We start from the raw sequence: 15,330 nt of genomic DNA, 5'->3' as shown, positions 1-15,330 counted from the left end.
ATGAGTCATAAAGTTTGAGGAGGACAAAATAATGATTGATGTAAAAAAACTGTATTTTAGCTATACTGACAAACCGTTTGTCGAGAATGTAAGTTTCCATGTTGGGAAAGGAGAAATTTTTGGATTTTTGGGCCCTTCTGGTGCCGGAAAATCAACCATTCAAAAAGTTTTGACCGGACTTAATACAAAATATAAAGGCAGCGTAAAAGTTGCAGGTACAGAAATACGGGAGCGTACAAATCGGTTTTATGAAAATATCGGTGTTGATTTTGAATTTTCAACCTGTTATGAGAAATTCACTGCACGACAAAATCTCGCCTATTTTGCTTCTCTGTATGAAAAGCAGCCCCGGTCTATTGACGAACTATTGCATATGGTTGGATTGGAAAATGACGGAGATAAAAAGGTTGGCGACTTTTCCAAAGGTATGCGTTCCCGCTTGAATTTTATCAAAGCGTTGATACATGACCCAGACATATTATTCCTTGATGAACCGACAAGCGGTCTTGACCCTACGAATAATCGTTTGATGAAAGATATTATCCTTGCAGAAAAGAAACGTGGAAAAACGGTTATCATTACTACTCACAATATGTTTGACGCAACAGAGCTATGTGATCAGGTAGCCTTTATCGTTGCCGGAAAAGTAAGCGCATTGGATAGTCCCCATAATTTGATTATGTCAAGGGGGGCTGCAAAAATACAATATACCTACTATGACAAAGGTGAGAAAACGGGAGAATGTCTGCTTGATAGAACCACAGAAGATAAGTTATTGAAAAACTTAATTTCCGAAAACCGTCTGCTTTCCATTCATAGCAGTGAGCCTACATTAAATGATATTTTTGTAGATATTACAGGGAGGACACTTCAATGAGATTGGGACGTTTAATTTGTGGTGATATACATTTCCAATGGAAATATGGTTTCTATTTTATCTACTTTATTTTAACCGTTTTATATGTGTGTGGGATTGCCGCTTTGCCGGAACATTGGAAAACGGATATTGCTTCTATTATGATATACTCTGACCCGGCAGCAATGGGATTGTTTTTCATGGGAGCGATTGTTCTTTTGGAAAAAAGTCAAAAGGTATTAAATGCTATGGTGGTATCTCCTGTAAAAATATCTGAATATATACTTTCAAAAACAGTTGCGTTGATTGCTATTTCTACGGTAATTGCATTGATATTAGGGTTAGTTTCCGGCAGCAATCATTTGCTTGGTATCGCAGTTGGTACTGCTTTGACATCAGCAATCTTTACTATGCTTGGAATTATTGCAGCTACAAAGATTTCAAACTTGAACCAGTTTCTTATTGTAATTATGCCGATAGAAATTGTTTGCTTTGTTCCACCTATTGCTGGTCTGTTTGTGACTTTACCAAATGTGTTTTGCTTTTTTCCGTTCATGGCTTGTATGAACCTTATAACTGGAAAAAGTATGTTACTATCGTTCGATATGGTAATTGTAATTGCTACGCTGATTATTCTCTACATAATTGCAAGGGATACAGTTGAGCATATGTGGAAAAGTTTGGGAGGTGTAAAGCTATGAAAAGGATACTATCCAGTGCCATACAAGTATTTAAGCAAATCAAAAGCGACCCTATGATGTTTGCGGCTTGCTTCACCCCTTTTATTATGGGAGCTTTAATCAAATTTGGTATTCCATTTTTTGAAAGAATAACAAAGTTTTCTTTACAAGGATACTATCCGATTTTTGATTTATTGCTTTCTATCATGGCTCCTGTACTGCTTTGTTTTGCATTTGCCATGATTACGTTAGAGGAAATTGATGATAAAGTATCGCGGTACTTTTCAATTACCCCTCTTGGTAAGGCGGGGTATCTCTTTACAAGGTTGGTAGTACCCGCAATTATTTCAGCGGTCATTGCTTTTATCGTACTTTTGCTTTTCTCATTAGAAAATCTACCCACTAGAATGATGATTGGTTTAGCACTTCTCGGCTCGGTACAGGCAATCATTGTTTCACTTATGATTATTACCTTATCCGGTAATAAATTAGAGGGTATGGCTGTAACAAAACTTTCTGCACTTACATTGTTAGGCATTCCAGTTCCTTTCTTTATAGATAGTTACTACCAGTTCGCGGTTGGCTTCCTCCCATCATTTTGGGTAGCAAAAGCCGTACAGAATGAAGCAGTTCTTTATTTTCCCATAGCATTGGTAGTAGCTTTGATCTGGTACTACTTCCTTATAAAACGTCTGTTTCGGAAGCTGGCAGGATAAGGGGGCATATATGAAAAAAAATAAAATCCTGCCAAACGAAAATGTAAATACGGCAATCCGGGTTTCCACAATTACACTAATCATCAACCTGATTTTATCGCTGCTTAAATTTGCCGCAGGATATATAGGAAAGTCAAGTGCCATGCTGTCAGACGCTGTTCACTCGGCCTCTGATGTATTAAGCACAATCATTGTGATGGCTGGAATTAAAATATCAGAAAAACGACCTGATAGAGAACACCCCTATGGGCATGAACGTATGGAATGTGTGGCTTCCATTATTCTCGCTGCTGCATTGGCTGTAACAGGAGCCGGAATTGGATATTCAGGTATTAACAAAATCTATTCAGGGCAGTACAAAACACTTTCCGTACCCAGTGGAATCGCGCTCACGGCGGCAGTCTTATCCATTGTAATAAAAGAGTGGATGTACTGGTTTACGAGAGGTGCTGCAAAACATACAAATTCTGACGCACTTATGGCTGACGCATGGCACCACCGCTCTGACGCACTCTCGTCAGTCGGTTCTTTAATTGGCATTTTAGGAGCGCGTTTGGGCTATGCCATTCTTGACCCTATTGCAAGCGTTGTGATTTGCGGTTGTATCTTAAAAGCCGCTTTGGACATTTTCAGAGAAAGCATTAACAAAATGGTGGATCATAGCTGTGACAACACTACTGAAACAAAGATTCGGGAACTTGTACTTCAACAGCAAGGGGTTGAGGGTATTGACGATTTAAAAACCCGCATGTTTGGAGCGAAAATGTATGTAGACATTGAAATATTAGCCGATGGCAGTTTAGTTCTTTATGACGCTCACAGAATTGCCGAGGGAGTCCATCAGGTGATTGAACACAACTTTCCACAATGTAAACATTGTATGGTACATGTTAATACTAATGAACTTCTCCATTCTGCATAGGACGGGGAAGATGATTTAAGGGCACTGAAAGGAGGTGAAGTAGGTTATGGAACAATACTGGTGGATTATCATTGTTGCGGTTTTGATTGTCGTTGGCTTACTTAAAATGGTTATTATGAAAAAATACAACGATAAAAAGAATCCCAAAAAGCGTTCGCATAATGATGAAGATTAGTAAAGAGCAACTAAAAAGGAAAACTGCTATCTGTGTAACAGCGCAAAACGGCAGTTGAAATAAAACCGCCGTTTTCCTTTTTCAAAAATTGGATTACGGAGGGGGTATTAAATTCGCCTTTTTTAAGGACACGGCGGTATCAAGGAGGTATCGCTATGTCCTTATTTTCTATAAATTCAATGATTATCTCGGAAACTCCTTGATTTACGGGCGTTTTCTAAGGATTGTAGGCTGATTTTACTACCAATTTACTACTTACGGAGTTGGCTTTGATATGCCGCCGAAATCCTTTTGAAGATAGACCCCATACCGCCGTTTGGAAATGGCGTGGCACATCAGCAATCAAATAGAGAAACACAACACACCACCAGACAGGCGGCGTTACCTATTCCCACACGGGAAAACAGGAACGCCGCTTTTTTATGCCCTCATGTCACGCAGTAGGGGCAAAGGAAGCCTTGTATCATGGAGCTTTACGGGCGCGGTTTTGACCGGGCAAGGGAAATATACCTTTTCCCTCAAAAATGCCTTTCTATCGCGTGCCCCCCACAGCAAAGGTTTCCTTGCTGTGGGCTTCCTGTATTACCTTTGCAGTTGCCGTTATAATTGTTAAATCCCGGTTGCTCATATCGGCAAGCAGACTGTCAAGCTGCCGCCGCCCGGTAGATTTTTCCGTTTCCACGTTCGGGAAAAAGAACTGGTCTACCGACACATCTAAAAAGGTGACAAGCTCATAGAAGATTTGTAGGCTTGGGTGCTGTCCGCTGTTCTCAATGGACGCAATATAACGTGGCGCAATGTTCAGTCTGTCCGCTAACTGGTTGCGCAATATGCCCTTTGCCTTTTTTGCTTCTTTAATGGCTTGCCCGAAAGCCTTAAAATCATACTTTACTTTGTCCTGCTTCATAATTTTTCATCCTATTACATTTTACCGTTCACCTTTCTGCTTTGGATATGAGTTCACATATCATAGTGTTGATTAGAATAGAACATGGTATTTGCAAGTAATATGTTGATATTTTTGAGGTCAAACATTTATAATGATACATAGAAAGTTTCGATTGGAGGTGATTAACATTTTGAATATTACCCGTTATGCAACTAAAAACGAATGTCTCATTCCGTGGGTGAAATTTTTTTGGCACATTGAAGCCGCAAATGCAGACATACACTATAAACTTCTTCCAACAGATTGTATTGATGTTATATTGAATTTGGCTGATGATGTGGTATATGAAACTGAATGTAATAAAATTATAGCACCCCCTTTTCATATCAATGGACTACGTAGTAAGTACAGTTTTATCCATCAAGAAAAAACCATTCGTATTTTTGGTATATCATTTTATCCTCATGGGCTATATCCCTTTGTGCATAAATCACTTAAGGAAGTTCAAAACAAAGTGGTTGATCTAAACGGGCTTTCATACAGTTTAGGAGAAAAGTTAAAAAAAGCAGTCAGTAATGATACTACTGAAAAAATCATAGCTGAAATTGAAAATACTTTGATTGAGGAGTTATCTATAAAGCAAGATTTTGCGGACAAAGCACAGTTAATATCAGACTTTATAACAATTAGTGATGATATATCTATCAAATCTTTTTGCGATGAACGGTCAATAAACATAAAAACATTTGAGAGAATGGTTTTATACCATACGGGCTATACTCCGAAAGTTTTGCGTCGTATAAAACGTTTCCAGAATACATGTAATCAATTAGTACATCAACATATTAGTTTAACCGATATTACTTACGATAATAATTTTACTGACCAATCATATTTTATAAAAGAGTTTACACGTTTTTCGGGAACAGCACCACGCACTTTTCAGACAGAGAAAGCTACTGTAAAAGAGAATGTTAAATACAAATACCTATGACAGTCGATTTTCTACTATACCTCTTGTTCTATTTTATGTAGACTATGAAAAAAACAGGAGGTATTTTTATGTCTATTGCAACGGAAATCGTAACAATGAAAACTTTACAGGAGGTAACAAAAGACAGCTTTATCAGCATTGTGGACTCGCTTGAAAAGGACTATCATTCAAAGCAACAGGGTTTTATTGACACGGAACTTCTCTATAACGAAGAAAACAGGGAATGGACTATGATACAGCATTGGGCTTCAATGGAAGAACTCAAGGCTGCTTCTGATAAAATGTTTCAAGATGAGGGAGCAGCCCCTTTTGTAAAAGCACTTGACGCTGCAAGTGTCAAAATGAGCATATTACCACAAATAAAAATATGGGGATAAAAAAGTGAAAAAGTTTGAATATCAAATTGAAAAGGTAACAGGGCATTGTTCATGTGGATATAAGGTAGGGGACGTATTTCAATGTGAAGGTATGAATACTCCCTGTACTCCATTTTGTGGAGGTGCTTACATGTCTTTGTTTCCTATTCAAGTCGCCCTACACAATGGAGCTACCTTTAATTTTGAAGAAAACCCAAAGTCAAAAGGAAATTTGGCTTGTCCTGATAATGGGTATGTTGTTTTCAAAGTTACTCTGATTGAGGACTAATTATTTAAGCGAAAAATCATTTAATATTGTACATGGACACTTGTATACGGTTTACCCTCTATTCTTTGCTAAAAAGAAGGTTGGTTTTGATCACATTTTTTGATATTCCTATTACAGCTAACAGGCAAATGGTGCGTGATGATATTTTTCTTTGTGGGAAAAAGTGAGGCGGGAACCATCTGATGTAATGTGCGCTGGCAGCTTGCAGGAGTGTCCATCGCTTGTTTGCTATATGATGCCAATAGTGAAAGGTTTCCAAAATCCCGCATATACTGTATCAAATCCCCTGCATGAGGTACACCATGGCGGACTGCCCTATTAACTCAGCCTCAGAGACTATTGCTGACTTTATCTACCGTAATGGAAGCCAGCAGCAATTTCCTGGTAATTCGGAAGATATTCCCTGTATGGACTTTGTAAGCACTGATTTCAGCATTATATATACCCCGCTAGATACCGTAGAACCCATATCACTAAGTAAGTTTACCTATTATAGTATTCCTGGACTGTACACACTGTTAGATAGTTCCAGCATGGACGCTTCCGGCATTTTGGCAACCCATGCATCACCTGCCCTTAGCAATCAAGGGAGAGGTGTTATAATCGGCATCATAGACACGGGAATTGACTATACCAATCCTTTATTTCGTAATCAGGATGGAACTACCAGAATCTTGAGTATTTGGGATCAGAGCCTTCCAGAAGATAAAAGCCTCCTTCCTGCCGGTGTACCCAACCGCTATAATGCCAGCGGGGCAAGCTATGGCACAGAGTACACGCAGGAGCAGATTAACGAGGCACTGGAATCTGATAATCCGTTTGCCGTGGTGCCTTCTACCGATACCAACGGACATGGAACCTTTTTGGCGGGTATCGCTGCTGGAGGAATCCTGCCTAATCAGGATTTTACAGGAGCAGCACCGGAATGTGAACTGGTAATCGTCAAATTAAAACCAGCCAAACAATATCTGCGCGATTTCTATCTTATCAGTAATGATGCGGATGCTTATCAGGAGAATGATATAATGATGGGCATTAAGTACCTGCGTGTGGAGGCATACAGCCAGAGAAAACCTCTGGTTATTTTACTGGGAATCGGCTCCAATCTGGGCAGCCATGAAGGGACGTCTCCATTGAATGTAATGATTCAAGATATCAGCCGATATTTAGGTATGGCTACGGTAATTGCTGCAGGCAATGAAACTGGCCGGGGGCATCATTACATGGGGTCTGTACCGATAGGGGAAGAGTCCGTTGAGGTGGAAATCCGAGTAGGGAATGCGGAATCCCAACGTGGATTTGTAGTAGAACTCTGGGCCGACACCGCTGATACATATTCGGTTGGATTTGTCTCACCCAGTGGTGAATCCATAGGCCGCATTCCTATCATAGGCAGAAACGAAACCTCTATCCCGTTCCTTTTGGAACCCACGGTCATTACAGTTAATTACCAGCTGATTGAGACAGGCGCAGGCAAACAGCTTGTTTTTATCCGTTTTGCAGCCCCAACTAATGGAATTTGGAGAATACGCGTGTATAATACCCAGTATCTTACAGGGCAATTTAATATGTGGCTTCCGGCCCATACCTTGATTTCTGATGAAACCGTGTTTCTGACTCCCAGCCCATACACGACCATAACCCTCCCGGGAGATTCTCCCTCTCCAATCACAGTAGGAGCCTATAATCATTTAAATAACAGCATCTACATTCATTCCGGCCGTGGATATACAATAGGCGGATTGATAAAGCCGGATTTGGCAGCTCCAGGGGTTAATGTAAGCGGGCCATCGATAGGGCAAAGGAACCAAGACTCCATTCCCATGACTACCCGAACCGGAACCTCGGTTGCTGCTGCCCATGTTGCTGGTGCAGTCGCTAATCTTTTAAGCTGGGGCATAATAGAAGGACATAACATAGCAATGAGCGAAGCCACTGTCAAAGCATTTTTAATAAGAGGAGCAAAACGGAATCCAGCACTATCATATCCCAATAGGGAATGGGGATATGGGGCTCTGAACTTATATGAAACTTTTTTACGGTTAAGAGAAATAAGATGAATTATCTAAAGCATCAGATTCTTATGCATATCATGGATACGGGGGAACTTGATGGATGTTTTGGCTGAGATGCTAAAAAATAGTCTTATCGGTGGTAAGGGATTAATTTTGAGGTAGCAGTGTGCCGCCACAAATACGCTTGCACCGTATCGGTCAACGCCTTTTCCCTTTATATTTCATGTAGAGGACGGTTGGCTCGATATGCTTTTTCAGAGTAGCCAATCGCTGGTCAATGGGGTTCAGCTTAACCCGTATATCCATCTGCCTCCCAATCATGGACGAAAACTTTTCAGCAAGTCAGAAATGGCACGGTTCTTCTGAAAATAGTTGAACAAACCATATGCGGAGGTTAAATATTGACACATACTATATATAGTGATATCATGAAAGTAGTACTGATTTGTGTGTGTTTATAAACCACATTCAAATGTTTGTTCCGGTGGTATCTATACCGGAAGCTAATTTTTAGGTGTAAGCCTTTTATATGAACGAGCCAGGCAGAGTCTCTGTCTGTAAAGTAAGATATCAGAAATCTTTGCGAATTTCTGATGTCTTATTTTTTTGCTTCCAAAAAGGAGAGTGGGAATTTAGGAAAAGATAATTAAAAATCAAGTAAACAGAGACAAGAAGTATAAGACGCCTGATATCCGGAAAGAGAACAAATATGAGATCAGAGTATTTAATTAGGAGGATGTATGAGATACGATTACAGGAAGATTAAAACTGAGAAAGTAGAAGTCAAAGGTATTGTTTGCGAATTTTATGATATGAGAATCGACAGAGCAACAGTACCAGATGGAAAATATCTGTATGAGGTGGCGGGCGATGACGACAGCGGGGCAGAACCAGCAAGGGTAGGAAAAGGTGTTCTGGTTAATTTTTATGGTTCCCTGATATGCAACCAACCACTATTGTTGGAGGAAAAAGTAATGTGGTTAGAAACAGGAGAATTTAAATATGTTTAAAATGAAAACCGGCAGATGCACACTACAGGATAGAACTTAGCGGGGAAGATTTCTCTGCTTGTAAGTAAGACATCAGAAATTTGAAGAAGTTTTTGGTGTCTTACTTTTTGATCAAAAAGGAGTGAATGGAAAAAAGAATGAGAACGAGCAGTCAATTATATAGGGCAGGGACTGCCTGAAATTATGCCTGTGGAGATAGCAGGTTACGTGGTCGATGAAGCAGAAAATCCATTGGCTTTAGACAATGAGGAGTTCACTCCTAAAAATATATCAATCAAAATGTGAGGAAAATTCGTCACGTAAGCCACGAAAAAAATCGTCAAAATTCGAATTGAAAATTATGGATAATGCTACTAACTCGCTAACTTTTATATTCATGCGATTGGTTTCTAATTTTGCATAAGTGCTCTTAGAAATATTAAGATTCATAAGATGCAATTTGGCAACAGTTTCATCTTGTGTTAAACCAGCTAAATGTCGCAGAAATTGAATGTTGTGGCCAATATCCATATCTGGTCTTAGTTTTTGCATATATAATCCCCCTGGTATGTCTGTAAGTTTCGTAATAACGAAATATATTCTTGATTTTATAACCATTAAGAATTATAATGTTTCGTAATAACGAATTTTATACAATGGGGTGAAAAATATTTATTTATGAAAAAGGCTGATATTGAAAGATTACTGTTTTACTACTTATGCGGAAATGAAACGGCAAAAGAAATGTCTCAAGGAAATAATATAACGTATGAGGAGTTCGATAGAATTACCTATATACTCATAGAGTTGAAATTCTATAATCTATTAATGGAATTTTGGGATGAATTTTATAATCAATTCCAAGAGGATATTTATAAGTCGAACGCAGAGGATTTTTCTGATAGCTTTGAACGTGAAATAAGCAGATGTGAAAAATGGCTATATCAATTTTGTAAAGAAGCACCAACACAAGAGTTACAAGGAATTTTAAAAGAAATATTTGATATATCATAATAGATATCCAAAGATGGAGAAAGAAAGGAATTACGCCTTTGCAAATTCCACACCGCAGGAAACACTTACACCAACCTTTGAATTCATAAAAACCTTTGTAGAAGGCAAAGGTGAAAGTATTGTTGCACGGGAATGTGGTATCCCTGCCGTTATGGCGACAAACACAGCAACGAGAAGTATTAAAAATGGACAAATGATAACGGTGGACGGCTCGGAGGGGACGGTGACGATTGATGAATAAAAAGCCGATTTTCGCTTTAAAGCTTGCTACTTTGGTGATTGCGTTAGGATATAGCTTAATTCTTCCGGTCATGCCATTTTACATGGAAAATCTAGGTGCTGGCGGCCGTGAGCTTGGATGGCTCACTGCCGTATATGCTCTGGCACAAACAGTATGCGCACCTTTTTGGGGTGCACTGTCCGACCGAATTGGTAGAAAGCCGATTATCAGCATTGGTATTATAGGATATTCCATCAGTTTGTTCCTGCTCGGTTTGGCTTCATCCTTTTGGACGCTATTTATAGCTCGCAGTTTATCAGGTATTTTGTCATCTGCTACGTCCGTTGCATCTTTGGCATATGTTGGAGATTCCAGCTCGGAGGAAGAAAGAAGTAAGAATATGAGTCAACTTGGAGCTTCAATGAGCGTTGGCGTAATGATGGGACCATTATTGGGAGGCATTCTTGCAGGCTATTCGCTTGCGTTCCCATTTTTTACAGGAGCCGGCATTTCATTTATTGCCTTTCTGCTAATTCTAACACTTTTGCCAGAGTCAATTGAGCATTCAGGACAGACGGAAAAAAGAAAACCCTTTGATTTTTCAGACCTGAAAAGTATAATTTTTGGCTCAGCAGGAATGGTTTTGATACTTTTTTTCGTCGTGCATTTCTGTCAAACAGGCTTGCAAGGAATTACGGGGCTGTATGTCGTAGATAAGTTTGGATTTTCCACTAAGCAAGTTGGTGTTATTTGGATGGCTCTAGCAGGTATTTTGATTGTAGTACAAGGCTTTTTGACTGGTCCTTTAGCAAAAAAAATTGGTGAGAAGCGACTAATACTATAGGTATGTTTTGCAAAGCCTTAGTAGCGTTTGCCATGGTATTGACAACTGGGTTTGTTAGTGTGTTGGTGGTTTTTGGCTTATTTGCGGTATCTTCTGCTATTACAGTACCCACATTAAACGCAACCCTTTCAAAAACTGACAATCAGCATAAAGGAACACTGATGGGATTTGCCAGTACCGCCGGAAATCTTAGCAAAGTTATTGCTCCTTTATTAACTGGGTATCTGTATAAAAGCAATATTGAATTACCATATATAACCATGGGAGGGATAGCCTTAATCGGAGTGGTGATCTGCTGTATCTGGATAAAAAATCAAAAGAATAAATGATGGAAGAGGACGTTTACTTAAACCTATAATATCCTTAATTCACGTCCCCAGACAATCTACAGTACATATTAACTGTCTGGGGTGTTGGCTATAAATTCAACAAGGTAATGATTTGAAAATAGAAGAATGCAAGAAGATACGAAATTGATAAATTTGAAATTATGGGGGTACATAACCATGAAAAAAATGATTGCATATTGTGGACTGGATTGTGAAAAATGTGATGCATATATTGCAACAATCAATGACAACCAAGAATTACGAAAAAAAACTGCGAAGCTATGGGCTGAATTAAATAATGCACCTATTCTTCCTGAGCATATTAACTGTCAAGGCTGTCGTGTTGACGGAATTAAAACCGTATTTTGTGATAATATGTGTGGTATTCGCCAGTGTGCATTAGAAAAGGGTGTTGCTACTTGTGGCGATTGTTTGGATTTAGAGAGATGTCCCACTGTTGGAGAAATCTTAGAGAATAATCCGTCTGCTTTGAAGAATTTGAAAGGATAAATCTTACGAGCTATTTCAAGGAATGCCAACAAAAATTGTAACTGACCATGATGTGATAGATATTGGCGGACGGCAAATTGAAGTGTTGCATACACTTGGACATTCACCAGGGCATTTGTGTTTTTTGGAAAAAGACAAAGGATACTTATTTACTGGCGATTTGGTATATAAAGATATACTGTTTGCATACTATCCTTCTACTGACCCTGAAGTATATCTTGCTTCATTGAACTAACCGTGTGATTAACATAGACCACCAGCTATTGCGTGATACAGAGGTGGGTTACTATATTTCCACACCTAAGACTGGTATGCGAGGCAGGGAAAGGAATGGGCCCTCAACAAGTTGCATGGATTGGATCGGAATGAAAAAAATCCGAGTATCGGCAGGGGTATACAAAATGGCTACCACTGTATGAATCGGATATTCTGATATCACACTACTGCTGTGTTAAGCAGAATGAGGAGCCGATTGCCCTGTATGAGAAGCAGACTGGACGGCATCCCATTTTAGCACTTATGGCAGAGGAATCTGCCAGGCGCAAGGAAGCATATCTTCGTACTGGCTGTAATAGCTTTGAAAGCGAAAGGCCACTTAGTAAGCCAATGGGATTTTGGAGAGCACAGGATGTGCTCCGGTATACAGTGGAAAAACAGTTAGAAATTGCAGAGCCTTATGGTGAGGTGGTCGAAGTGGGGCAAGTTCCCGGTCAGATTGGGTTCTTTCCATCATGTGGGCCGTTTAAGTGCACAGGAGAACAAAGAACCGGCTGTCTGTTCTGTCCGGTGGGCTGTCATCTATTCGTAAGGCTGAAAGCATATAATCCCAAGCTTTATGATTTCTGTATGGAGGAATTGGGAGAGAGAAAGCTGCTTAGCTGAATAGAGAAAAACTATAGGAGAGGATATAAACAGATTGCATGATATTACACAGTAGAGAGGATATGAAGAATTGATACGATTTAGCAATCACATTGGATTGAATAGCTAGATATAGATTTGAAATATTGACAAACACTATATATAGTGATAAAATAAACATGACATTGATTTGTGCCGCTTTTTTACTAAGCGCATTGGAATGTTTGTTCCGGTCAACCGGAAGCTAAGTTTTTCAGGCATGAGCCTAACATAAGAAAGCCAGGCAGAGAAGCAATCTCTGTTTGTAAGTAAGACATCAGAAATTTGAAGAAGTTTCTGGTGTCTTATTTTTTTGCTAAAAAAAGAAAGGGAGAAAGAAAAAATGAACATGGAAACGCGTAAGACAAGTTTTGAAGAGAAGTTAAAGGAGAACTTGGGAGCGGAATATAAAGCGACATTTCCGCAGCGAATGGAAAAACAGGACGAGGAATTTCTCAGGGTTGGAGTCCAAAAATCCGGTGAATCAGCTGGAATTTGGATATACCTAAACGGCAGTGAGTTTCATTGGCTGGATAATGAGGAAGACATTCAAAGGGCGGTAACAAAAGTGATAGAAGAGTACAAAAAAAAGAGAGGATTCTTAAATGGTCCATATCTCACAGGAGATAGCTTTAGCAACGTAAAAAACAATCTTGTTTGTGCATTGGCCAATCGCGAAGACAATGAGGAAGTGCTGAAGTATATACCGCATATCAGATACTACGACATGGTGGCGTACTTCTTGATTTTTATTACGGTGGATGGAGAATCGTATGTTAGAACCGTGGTAAACGAGGATTTAGACCGGTGGGAAGTGGAGCTGCAGGACGTGCTGGAAACGGCAAAGTCAAATACAGATCTCAATCCACCGGTGATTGAAATGGTTGAAATTAAGGACTGGAAGGTGATATCAGCTCCAATAGGAAACACATTTGGTGAGATGCTCCAATCTATCAAAAGCCATCAGGAACAGAAGAACCCTATGTATGTGCTGTCAAATCAAAGTGGCCTGTATGGAGCCAGCAATATGATTGACAATCATCTGTTGGGGCAGATTTCAGAGAGCTGTAATGACAGCCTCCTTATACTTCCGGTAGACATTCATGAGATTATATTAACTCCGTCCAGAAAAAATAGAACCTCTATTGCGGATTGGAAAGCTGTGATGCATGCCTTAAATATTGAAAATAAAGGAGTGAAGCTTTCTGACCTTGTATATTTGTTTGACCGGGCGGATAAGAAACTGCATGTAGCAAAAAATGATGATTTTCAGGCATAAAGCCTGGACAAAAATAAAAGAAAGGAAGGAAAACAAATGAAGTTAGAAGCAAGATGGGATAACGCAGGGAGAGACCAGCTCACAATCGGCGAAATGGTTGAGATGGGAAAGGATGGCTATGAGTTTGTTATCAGCGGAGGCCATATTGTATCTGTTCTAATTAACTTATAAGGAGAGGGCGCATATGAATTTTGCAGATGATTTTTCAAAGACATTCTGTGATAAGGAAGAGTTTCTCGAATTTTTGGATGGGATTGAGTGCGGGGCAGAATGGCAGAAACATCCCACCAATACTGTTCTTGTGATTGCCGGAGAGGAAGAACCAGAGATTGGCGAGAAGATAAAGGACATGGACGAGAAAGAGGAAATCATAAAAGATACAATGAAGAATTCCGGCCTGTTCTTATGCCTTGGCAGTACCTATTATCCGGTCGGACAGACCACCATGAAGTCAATCGAGAGCAGGGCCAGGATTGCAGGTTCTGCGCTATTGGATTTGCCGAAGGGGAAATTAGCCCAGGTATTAAATGACTGTCTGAAAGTGACAAAGGGAAATGCGCTTGTGAGAATTCATGAAGGAAAGGTGCGCGCGGTACATGGCGGAGACCCAAGTGACTATTCCGTCCTGCCAATGCCGGAATTATTTGAAGTAGCATCTATCTATGTTGCAGAAAACTATGACAAGGCTACCTTTTCAAACGGCCTGTTCAGTCATTCTCTGGCAATGGCGTCCTGGAAATTGGAAGAAAAAGGACTCTTGGATACATACCGGGAACTGCTGCTCCAGTATGGCTTACAGGCAGATAACGTATTATCAGCTTTGATTCGTGTCCAGACATCCGATGTTGGCGTAAGTGGTGCGAATATCTATTATTCTCTTCTGCTGGGAGCAGAGAAGAAGCCGTTGATTTTAGGAAAACCATTGAAATTGGAGCATACGAATAATGCATCCATAGAAGATTTCTCTCAGAATATGGGACAGATATTTGCCAGATATCAGGAGGCCATTGGTGATTTGTCGAAGCTGTTTCATGTATATGCCAGCTATCCGGCTAACGTTATGGCTAGTGTTATGATTAAGGCTGGTATCAGTAAGGCGCTGACAGCCCAGACGGTAGAACAGTTTAAGGCCGGACATGGACCGGGAATCTGTAATGGCTATGATATTTATTGTGGAATCTGTGAGGCGATTTTTCTGGCACAGAGCAATGGAATGGGTGCAAAGGCATTAACCGATTTGGAAGAGATGGTTTCACGGTGCTTGACCTATCGTTTCCATGAATATGATATCCCAGGAACGATTCTGTACTGATGAAAGAAATAAGGCAGGGCAGGGAACCCTACTGTTCTGTC

The 15,330-nt window shown here is 39.9% G+C and carries 21 protein-coding genes and 1 pseudogene; 20 read left to right on the top strand and 2 right to left on the bottom strand.

What is annotated here, in order from left to right; translation table 11 throughout:
- Window positions 1–31 precede the first annotated feature (31 nt).
- From M1L66_RS25575 to M1L66_RS25555, 5 genes are read left to right on the top strand one after another with little or no spacing between them, the layout of a single operon-like run.
- Window positions 32–877, top strand: a complete 846-nt coding sequence (locus M1L66_RS25575; RefSeq protein WP_002591416.1) for an ABC transporter ATP-binding protein — start codon at window positions 32–34, stop codon at window positions 875–877.
- Entirely contained in the window at window positions 874–1,557 is a 684-nt protein-coding gene (locus M1L66_RS25570; protein WP_006775583.1) for a fluoroquinolone export ABC transporter permease subunit, read from the top strand. The genes M1L66_RS25575 and M1L66_RS25570 overlap by 4 nt, the downstream gene beginning before the upstream one ends.
- On the top strand, window positions 1,554–2,252 hold the full coding sequence (locus M1L66_RS25565) for an ABC transporter permease (RefSeq protein WP_434688763.1): 699 nt from the start codon (window positions 1,554–1,556) through the stop codon (window positions 2,250–2,252). Before M1L66_RS25570 ends, M1L66_RS25565 begins: the two co-directional genes overlap by 4 nt.
- 10 nt (window positions 2,253–2,262) lie before the next feature.
- Window positions 2,263–3,174, top strand: coding sequence for a cation diffusion facilitator family transporter (locus tag M1L66_RS25560; RefSeq protein WP_434688762.1), 912 nt, complete (start codon window positions 2,263–2,265; stop codon window positions 3,172–3,174).
- Between the two features lie 46 nt (window positions 3,175–3,220).
- Window positions 3,221–3,349: a hypothetical protein gene (locus tag M1L66_RS25555; protein WP_006775586.1), complete on the top strand. Its 129-nt coding sequence runs from the start codon at window positions 3,221–3,223 to the stop codon at window positions 3,347–3,349.
- A gap of 532 nt (window positions 3,350–3,881) precedes the next feature.
- Here M1L66_RS25555 and M1L66_RS25550 read toward each other — a convergent pair.
- On the bottom strand, window positions 3,882–4,256 hold the full coding sequence (locus tag M1L66_RS25550) for a helix-turn-helix domain-containing protein (RefSeq protein WP_434688761.1): 375 nt from the start codon (window positions 4,254–4,256) through the stop codon (window positions 3,882–3,884).
- Between the two features lie 172 nt (window positions 4,257–4,428).
- Here M1L66_RS25550 and M1L66_RS25545 point away from each other — a divergent pair, with 172 nt between their 5' ends.
- The 5 genes from M1L66_RS25545 (at window position 4,429) to M1L66_RS25525 (ending at window position 8,902) form a co-directional block, all read left to right on the top strand.
- The gene (locus tag M1L66_RS25545) at window positions 4,429–5,232 is read left to right on the top strand and encodes a DUF6597 domain-containing transcriptional factor (RefSeq protein WP_434688760.1); all 804 of its coding nucleotides are present in this window, start codon (window positions 4,429–4,431) and stop codon (window positions 5,230–5,232) included.
- A gap of 68 nt (window positions 5,233–5,300) precedes the next feature.
- Window positions 5,301–5,609: an antibiotic biosynthesis monooxygenase gene (locus M1L66_RS25540; RefSeq protein WP_002591423.1), complete on the top strand. Its 309-nt coding sequence runs from the start codon at window positions 5,301–5,303 to the stop codon at window positions 5,607–5,609.
- 4 nt (window positions 5,610–5,613) lie between these two features.
- Entirely contained in the window at window positions 5,614–5,877 is a 264-nt protein-coding gene (locus M1L66_RS25535) for a TIGR04076 family protein (protein ID WP_434688759.1), read from the top strand.
- Window positions 5,878–6,179: 302 nt separating this feature from the next.
- Window positions 6,180–7,937: a S8 family peptidase gene (locus tag M1L66_RS25530; RefSeq protein ID WP_039892495.1), complete on the top strand. Its 1,758-nt coding sequence runs from the start codon at window positions 6,180–6,182 to the stop codon at window positions 7,935–7,937.
- Window positions 7,938–8,632: 695 nt separating this feature from the next.
- A complete protein-coding gene (locus tag M1L66_RS25525; protein WP_117565654.1) occupies window positions 8,633–8,902 on the top strand; it encodes an LPD28 domain-containing protein in 270 nt (89 codons plus the stop codon).
- A gap of 270 nt (window positions 8,903–9,172) precedes the next feature.
- Here the strand turns inward: M1L66_RS25525 and M1L66_RS25520 are convergent, their stop codons facing one another.
- The gene (locus M1L66_RS25520; RefSeq protein ID WP_039894257.1) at window positions 9,173–9,433 is read right to left on the bottom strand and encodes a helix-turn-helix domain-containing protein; all 261 of its coding nucleotides are present in this window, start codon (window positions 9,431–9,433) and stop codon (window positions 9,173–9,175) included.
- Window positions 9,434–9,559: 126 nt separating this feature from the next.
- Here M1L66_RS25520 and M1L66_RS25515 point away from each other — a divergent pair, with 126 nt between their 5' ends.
- The 10 genes and pseudogenes from M1L66_RS25515 to M1L66_RS25470 all read left to right on the top strand — a co-directional run bounded on the left by M1L66_RS25515 (window position 9,560) and on the right by M1L66_RS25470 (window position 15,289).
- Window positions 9,560–9,895 carry a hypothetical protein gene (locus M1L66_RS25515; RefSeq protein ID WP_434688758.1) on the top strand — a complete coding sequence of 112 codons (336 nt, stop codon included), beginning with the start codon at window positions 9,560–9,562 and terminating at the stop codon, window positions 9,893–9,895.
- A 13-nt stretch (window positions 9,896–9,908) separates the two neighbouring features.
- On the top strand, window positions 9,909–10,136 hold the full coding sequence (locus tag M1L66_RS25510; RefSeq protein ID WP_434688757.1) for a PEP-utilizing enzyme: 228 nt from the start codon (window positions 9,909–9,911) through the stop codon (window positions 10,134–10,136).
- Entirely contained in the window at window positions 10,129–10,959 is an 831-nt protein-coding gene (locus M1L66_RS25505; protein ID WP_434694331.1) for an MFS transporter, read from the top strand. The genes M1L66_RS25510 and M1L66_RS25505 overlap by 8 nt, the downstream gene beginning before the upstream one ends.
- Window positions 10,960–10,991: 32 nt before the next feature.
- Window positions 10,992–11,288 (top strand): MFS transporter, encoded by a 297-nt coding sequence (locus M1L66_RS25500; RefSeq protein ID WP_434688756.1) that lies wholly within the window; start codon window positions 10,992–10,994, stop codon window positions 11,286–11,288.
- Between the two features lie 177 nt (window positions 11,289–11,465).
- Window positions 11,466–11,798, top strand: a complete 333-nt coding sequence (locus M1L66_RS25495; protein ID WP_025531836.1) for a DUF3795 domain-containing protein — start codon at window positions 11,466–11,468, stop codon at window positions 11,796–11,798.
- A 4-nt stretch (window positions 11,799–11,802) separates the two neighbouring features.
- A pseudogene (locus M1L66_RS25490) lies at window positions 11,803–12,027 on the top strand (MBL fold metallo-hydrolase); the annotation flags it as partial.
- Between the two features lie 401 nt (window positions 12,028–12,428).
- On the top strand, window positions 12,429–12,680 hold the full coding sequence (locus M1L66_RS25485; RefSeq protein ID WP_434688755.1) for a hypothetical protein: 252 nt from the start codon (window positions 12,429–12,431) through the stop codon (window positions 12,678–12,680).
- A 331-nt stretch (window positions 12,681–13,011) separates the two neighbouring features.
- Window positions 13,012–13,977 (top strand): DUF5688 family protein, encoded by a 966-nt coding sequence (locus tag M1L66_RS25480; RefSeq protein WP_434688754.1) that lies wholly within the window; start codon window positions 13,012–13,014, stop codon window positions 13,975–13,977.
- A gap of 36 nt (window positions 13,978–14,013) precedes the next feature.
- A complete protein-coding gene (locus M1L66_RS25475) occupies window positions 14,014–14,148 on the top strand; it encodes a hypothetical protein (protein ID WP_002591431.1) in 135 nt (44 codons plus the stop codon).
- A 13-nt stretch (window positions 14,149–14,161) separates the two neighbouring features.
- Window positions 14,162–15,289: an endonuclease III gene (locus tag M1L66_RS25470; RefSeq protein ID WP_434688753.1), complete on the top strand. Its 1,128-nt coding sequence runs from the start codon at window positions 14,162–14,164 to the stop codon at window positions 15,287–15,289.
- The last annotated feature ends 41 nt before the right edge of the window (window positions 15,290–15,330 follow it).

The sequence above is a fragment of the Hungatella sp. SB206 genome, assembly GCF_051132295.1.
In the GTDB taxonomy this organism is placed as follows: Bacteria; Bacillota; Clostridia; order Lachnospirales; family Lachnospiraceae; genus Hungatella; species Hungatella effluvii.
Note: the sequence above shows the minus strand (reverse complement) of the source record. Positions and strands in the feature narration are given on the sequence as shown.

Bases quoted from the DNA above. Each gene is read 5' to 3' on its own strand.
- M1L66_RS25550 (WP_434688761.1), bottom strand. From the start codon at position 4,256: ATGAAGCAGGACAAAGTAAAGTATGATTTTAAGGCTTTCGGGCAAGCC.
- M1L66_RS25555 (WP_006775586.1), top strand. From the start codon at position 3,221: ATGGAACAATACTGGTGGATTATCATTGTTGCGGTTTTGATTGTCGTT.
- M1L66_RS25530 (WP_039892495.1), top strand. From the start codon at position 6,180: ATGGCGGACTGCCCTATTAACTCAGCCTCAGAGACTATTGCTGACTTT.
- M1L66_RS25525 (WP_117565654.1), top strand. From the start codon at position 8,633: ATGAGATACGATTACAGGAAGATTAAAACTGAGAAAGTAGAAGTCAAA.
- M1L66_RS25510 (WP_434688757.1), top strand. From the start codon at position 9,909: ATGGAGAAAGAAAGGAATTACGCCTTTGCAAATTCCACACCGCAGGAA.
- M1L66_RS25515 (WP_434688758.1), top strand. From the start codon at position 9,560: ATGAAAAAGGCTGATATTGAAAGATTACTGTTTTACTACTTATGCGGA.
- M1L66_RS25575 (WP_002591416.1), top strand. From the start codon at position 32: ATGATTGATGTAAAAAAACTGTATTTTAGCTATACTGACAAACCGTTT.
- M1L66_RS25540 (WP_002591423.1), top strand. From the start codon at position 5,301: ATGTCTATTGCAACGGAAATCGTAACAATGAAAACTTTACAGGAGGTA.
- M1L66_RS25520 (WP_039894257.1), bottom strand. From the start codon at position 9,433: ATGCAAAAACTAAGACCAGATATGGATATTGGCCACAACATTCAATTT.
- M1L66_RS25505 (WP_434694331.1), top strand. From the start codon at position 10,129: ATGAATAAAAAGCCGATTTTCGCTTTAAAGCTTGCTACTTTGGTGATT.
- M1L66_RS25560 (WP_434688762.1), top strand. From the start codon at position 2,263: ATGAAAAAAAATAAAATCCTGCCAAACGAAAATGTAAATACGGCAATC.
- M1L66_RS25570 (WP_006775583.1), top strand. From the start codon at position 874: ATGAGATTGGGACGTTTAATTTGTGGTGATATACATTTCCAATGGAAA.
- M1L66_RS25500 (WP_434688756.1), top strand. From the start codon at position 10,992: ATGGTATTGACAACTGGGTTTGTTAGTGTGTTGGTGGTTTTTGGCTTA.
- M1L66_RS25495 (WP_025531836.1), top strand. From the start codon at position 11,466: ATGAAAAAAATGATTGCATATTGTGGACTGGATTGTGAAAAATGTGAT.
- M1L66_RS25470 (WP_434688753.1), top strand. From the start codon at position 14,162: ATGAATTTTGCAGATGATTTTTCAAAGACATTCTGTGATAAGGAAGAG.
- M1L66_RS25475 (WP_002591431.1), top strand. From the start codon at position 14,014: ATGAAGTTAGAAGCAAGATGGGATAACGCAGGGAGAGACCAGCTCACA.
- M1L66_RS25565 (WP_434688763.1), top strand. From the start codon at position 1,554: ATGAAAAGGATACTATCCAGTGCCATACAAGTATTTAAGCAAATCAAA.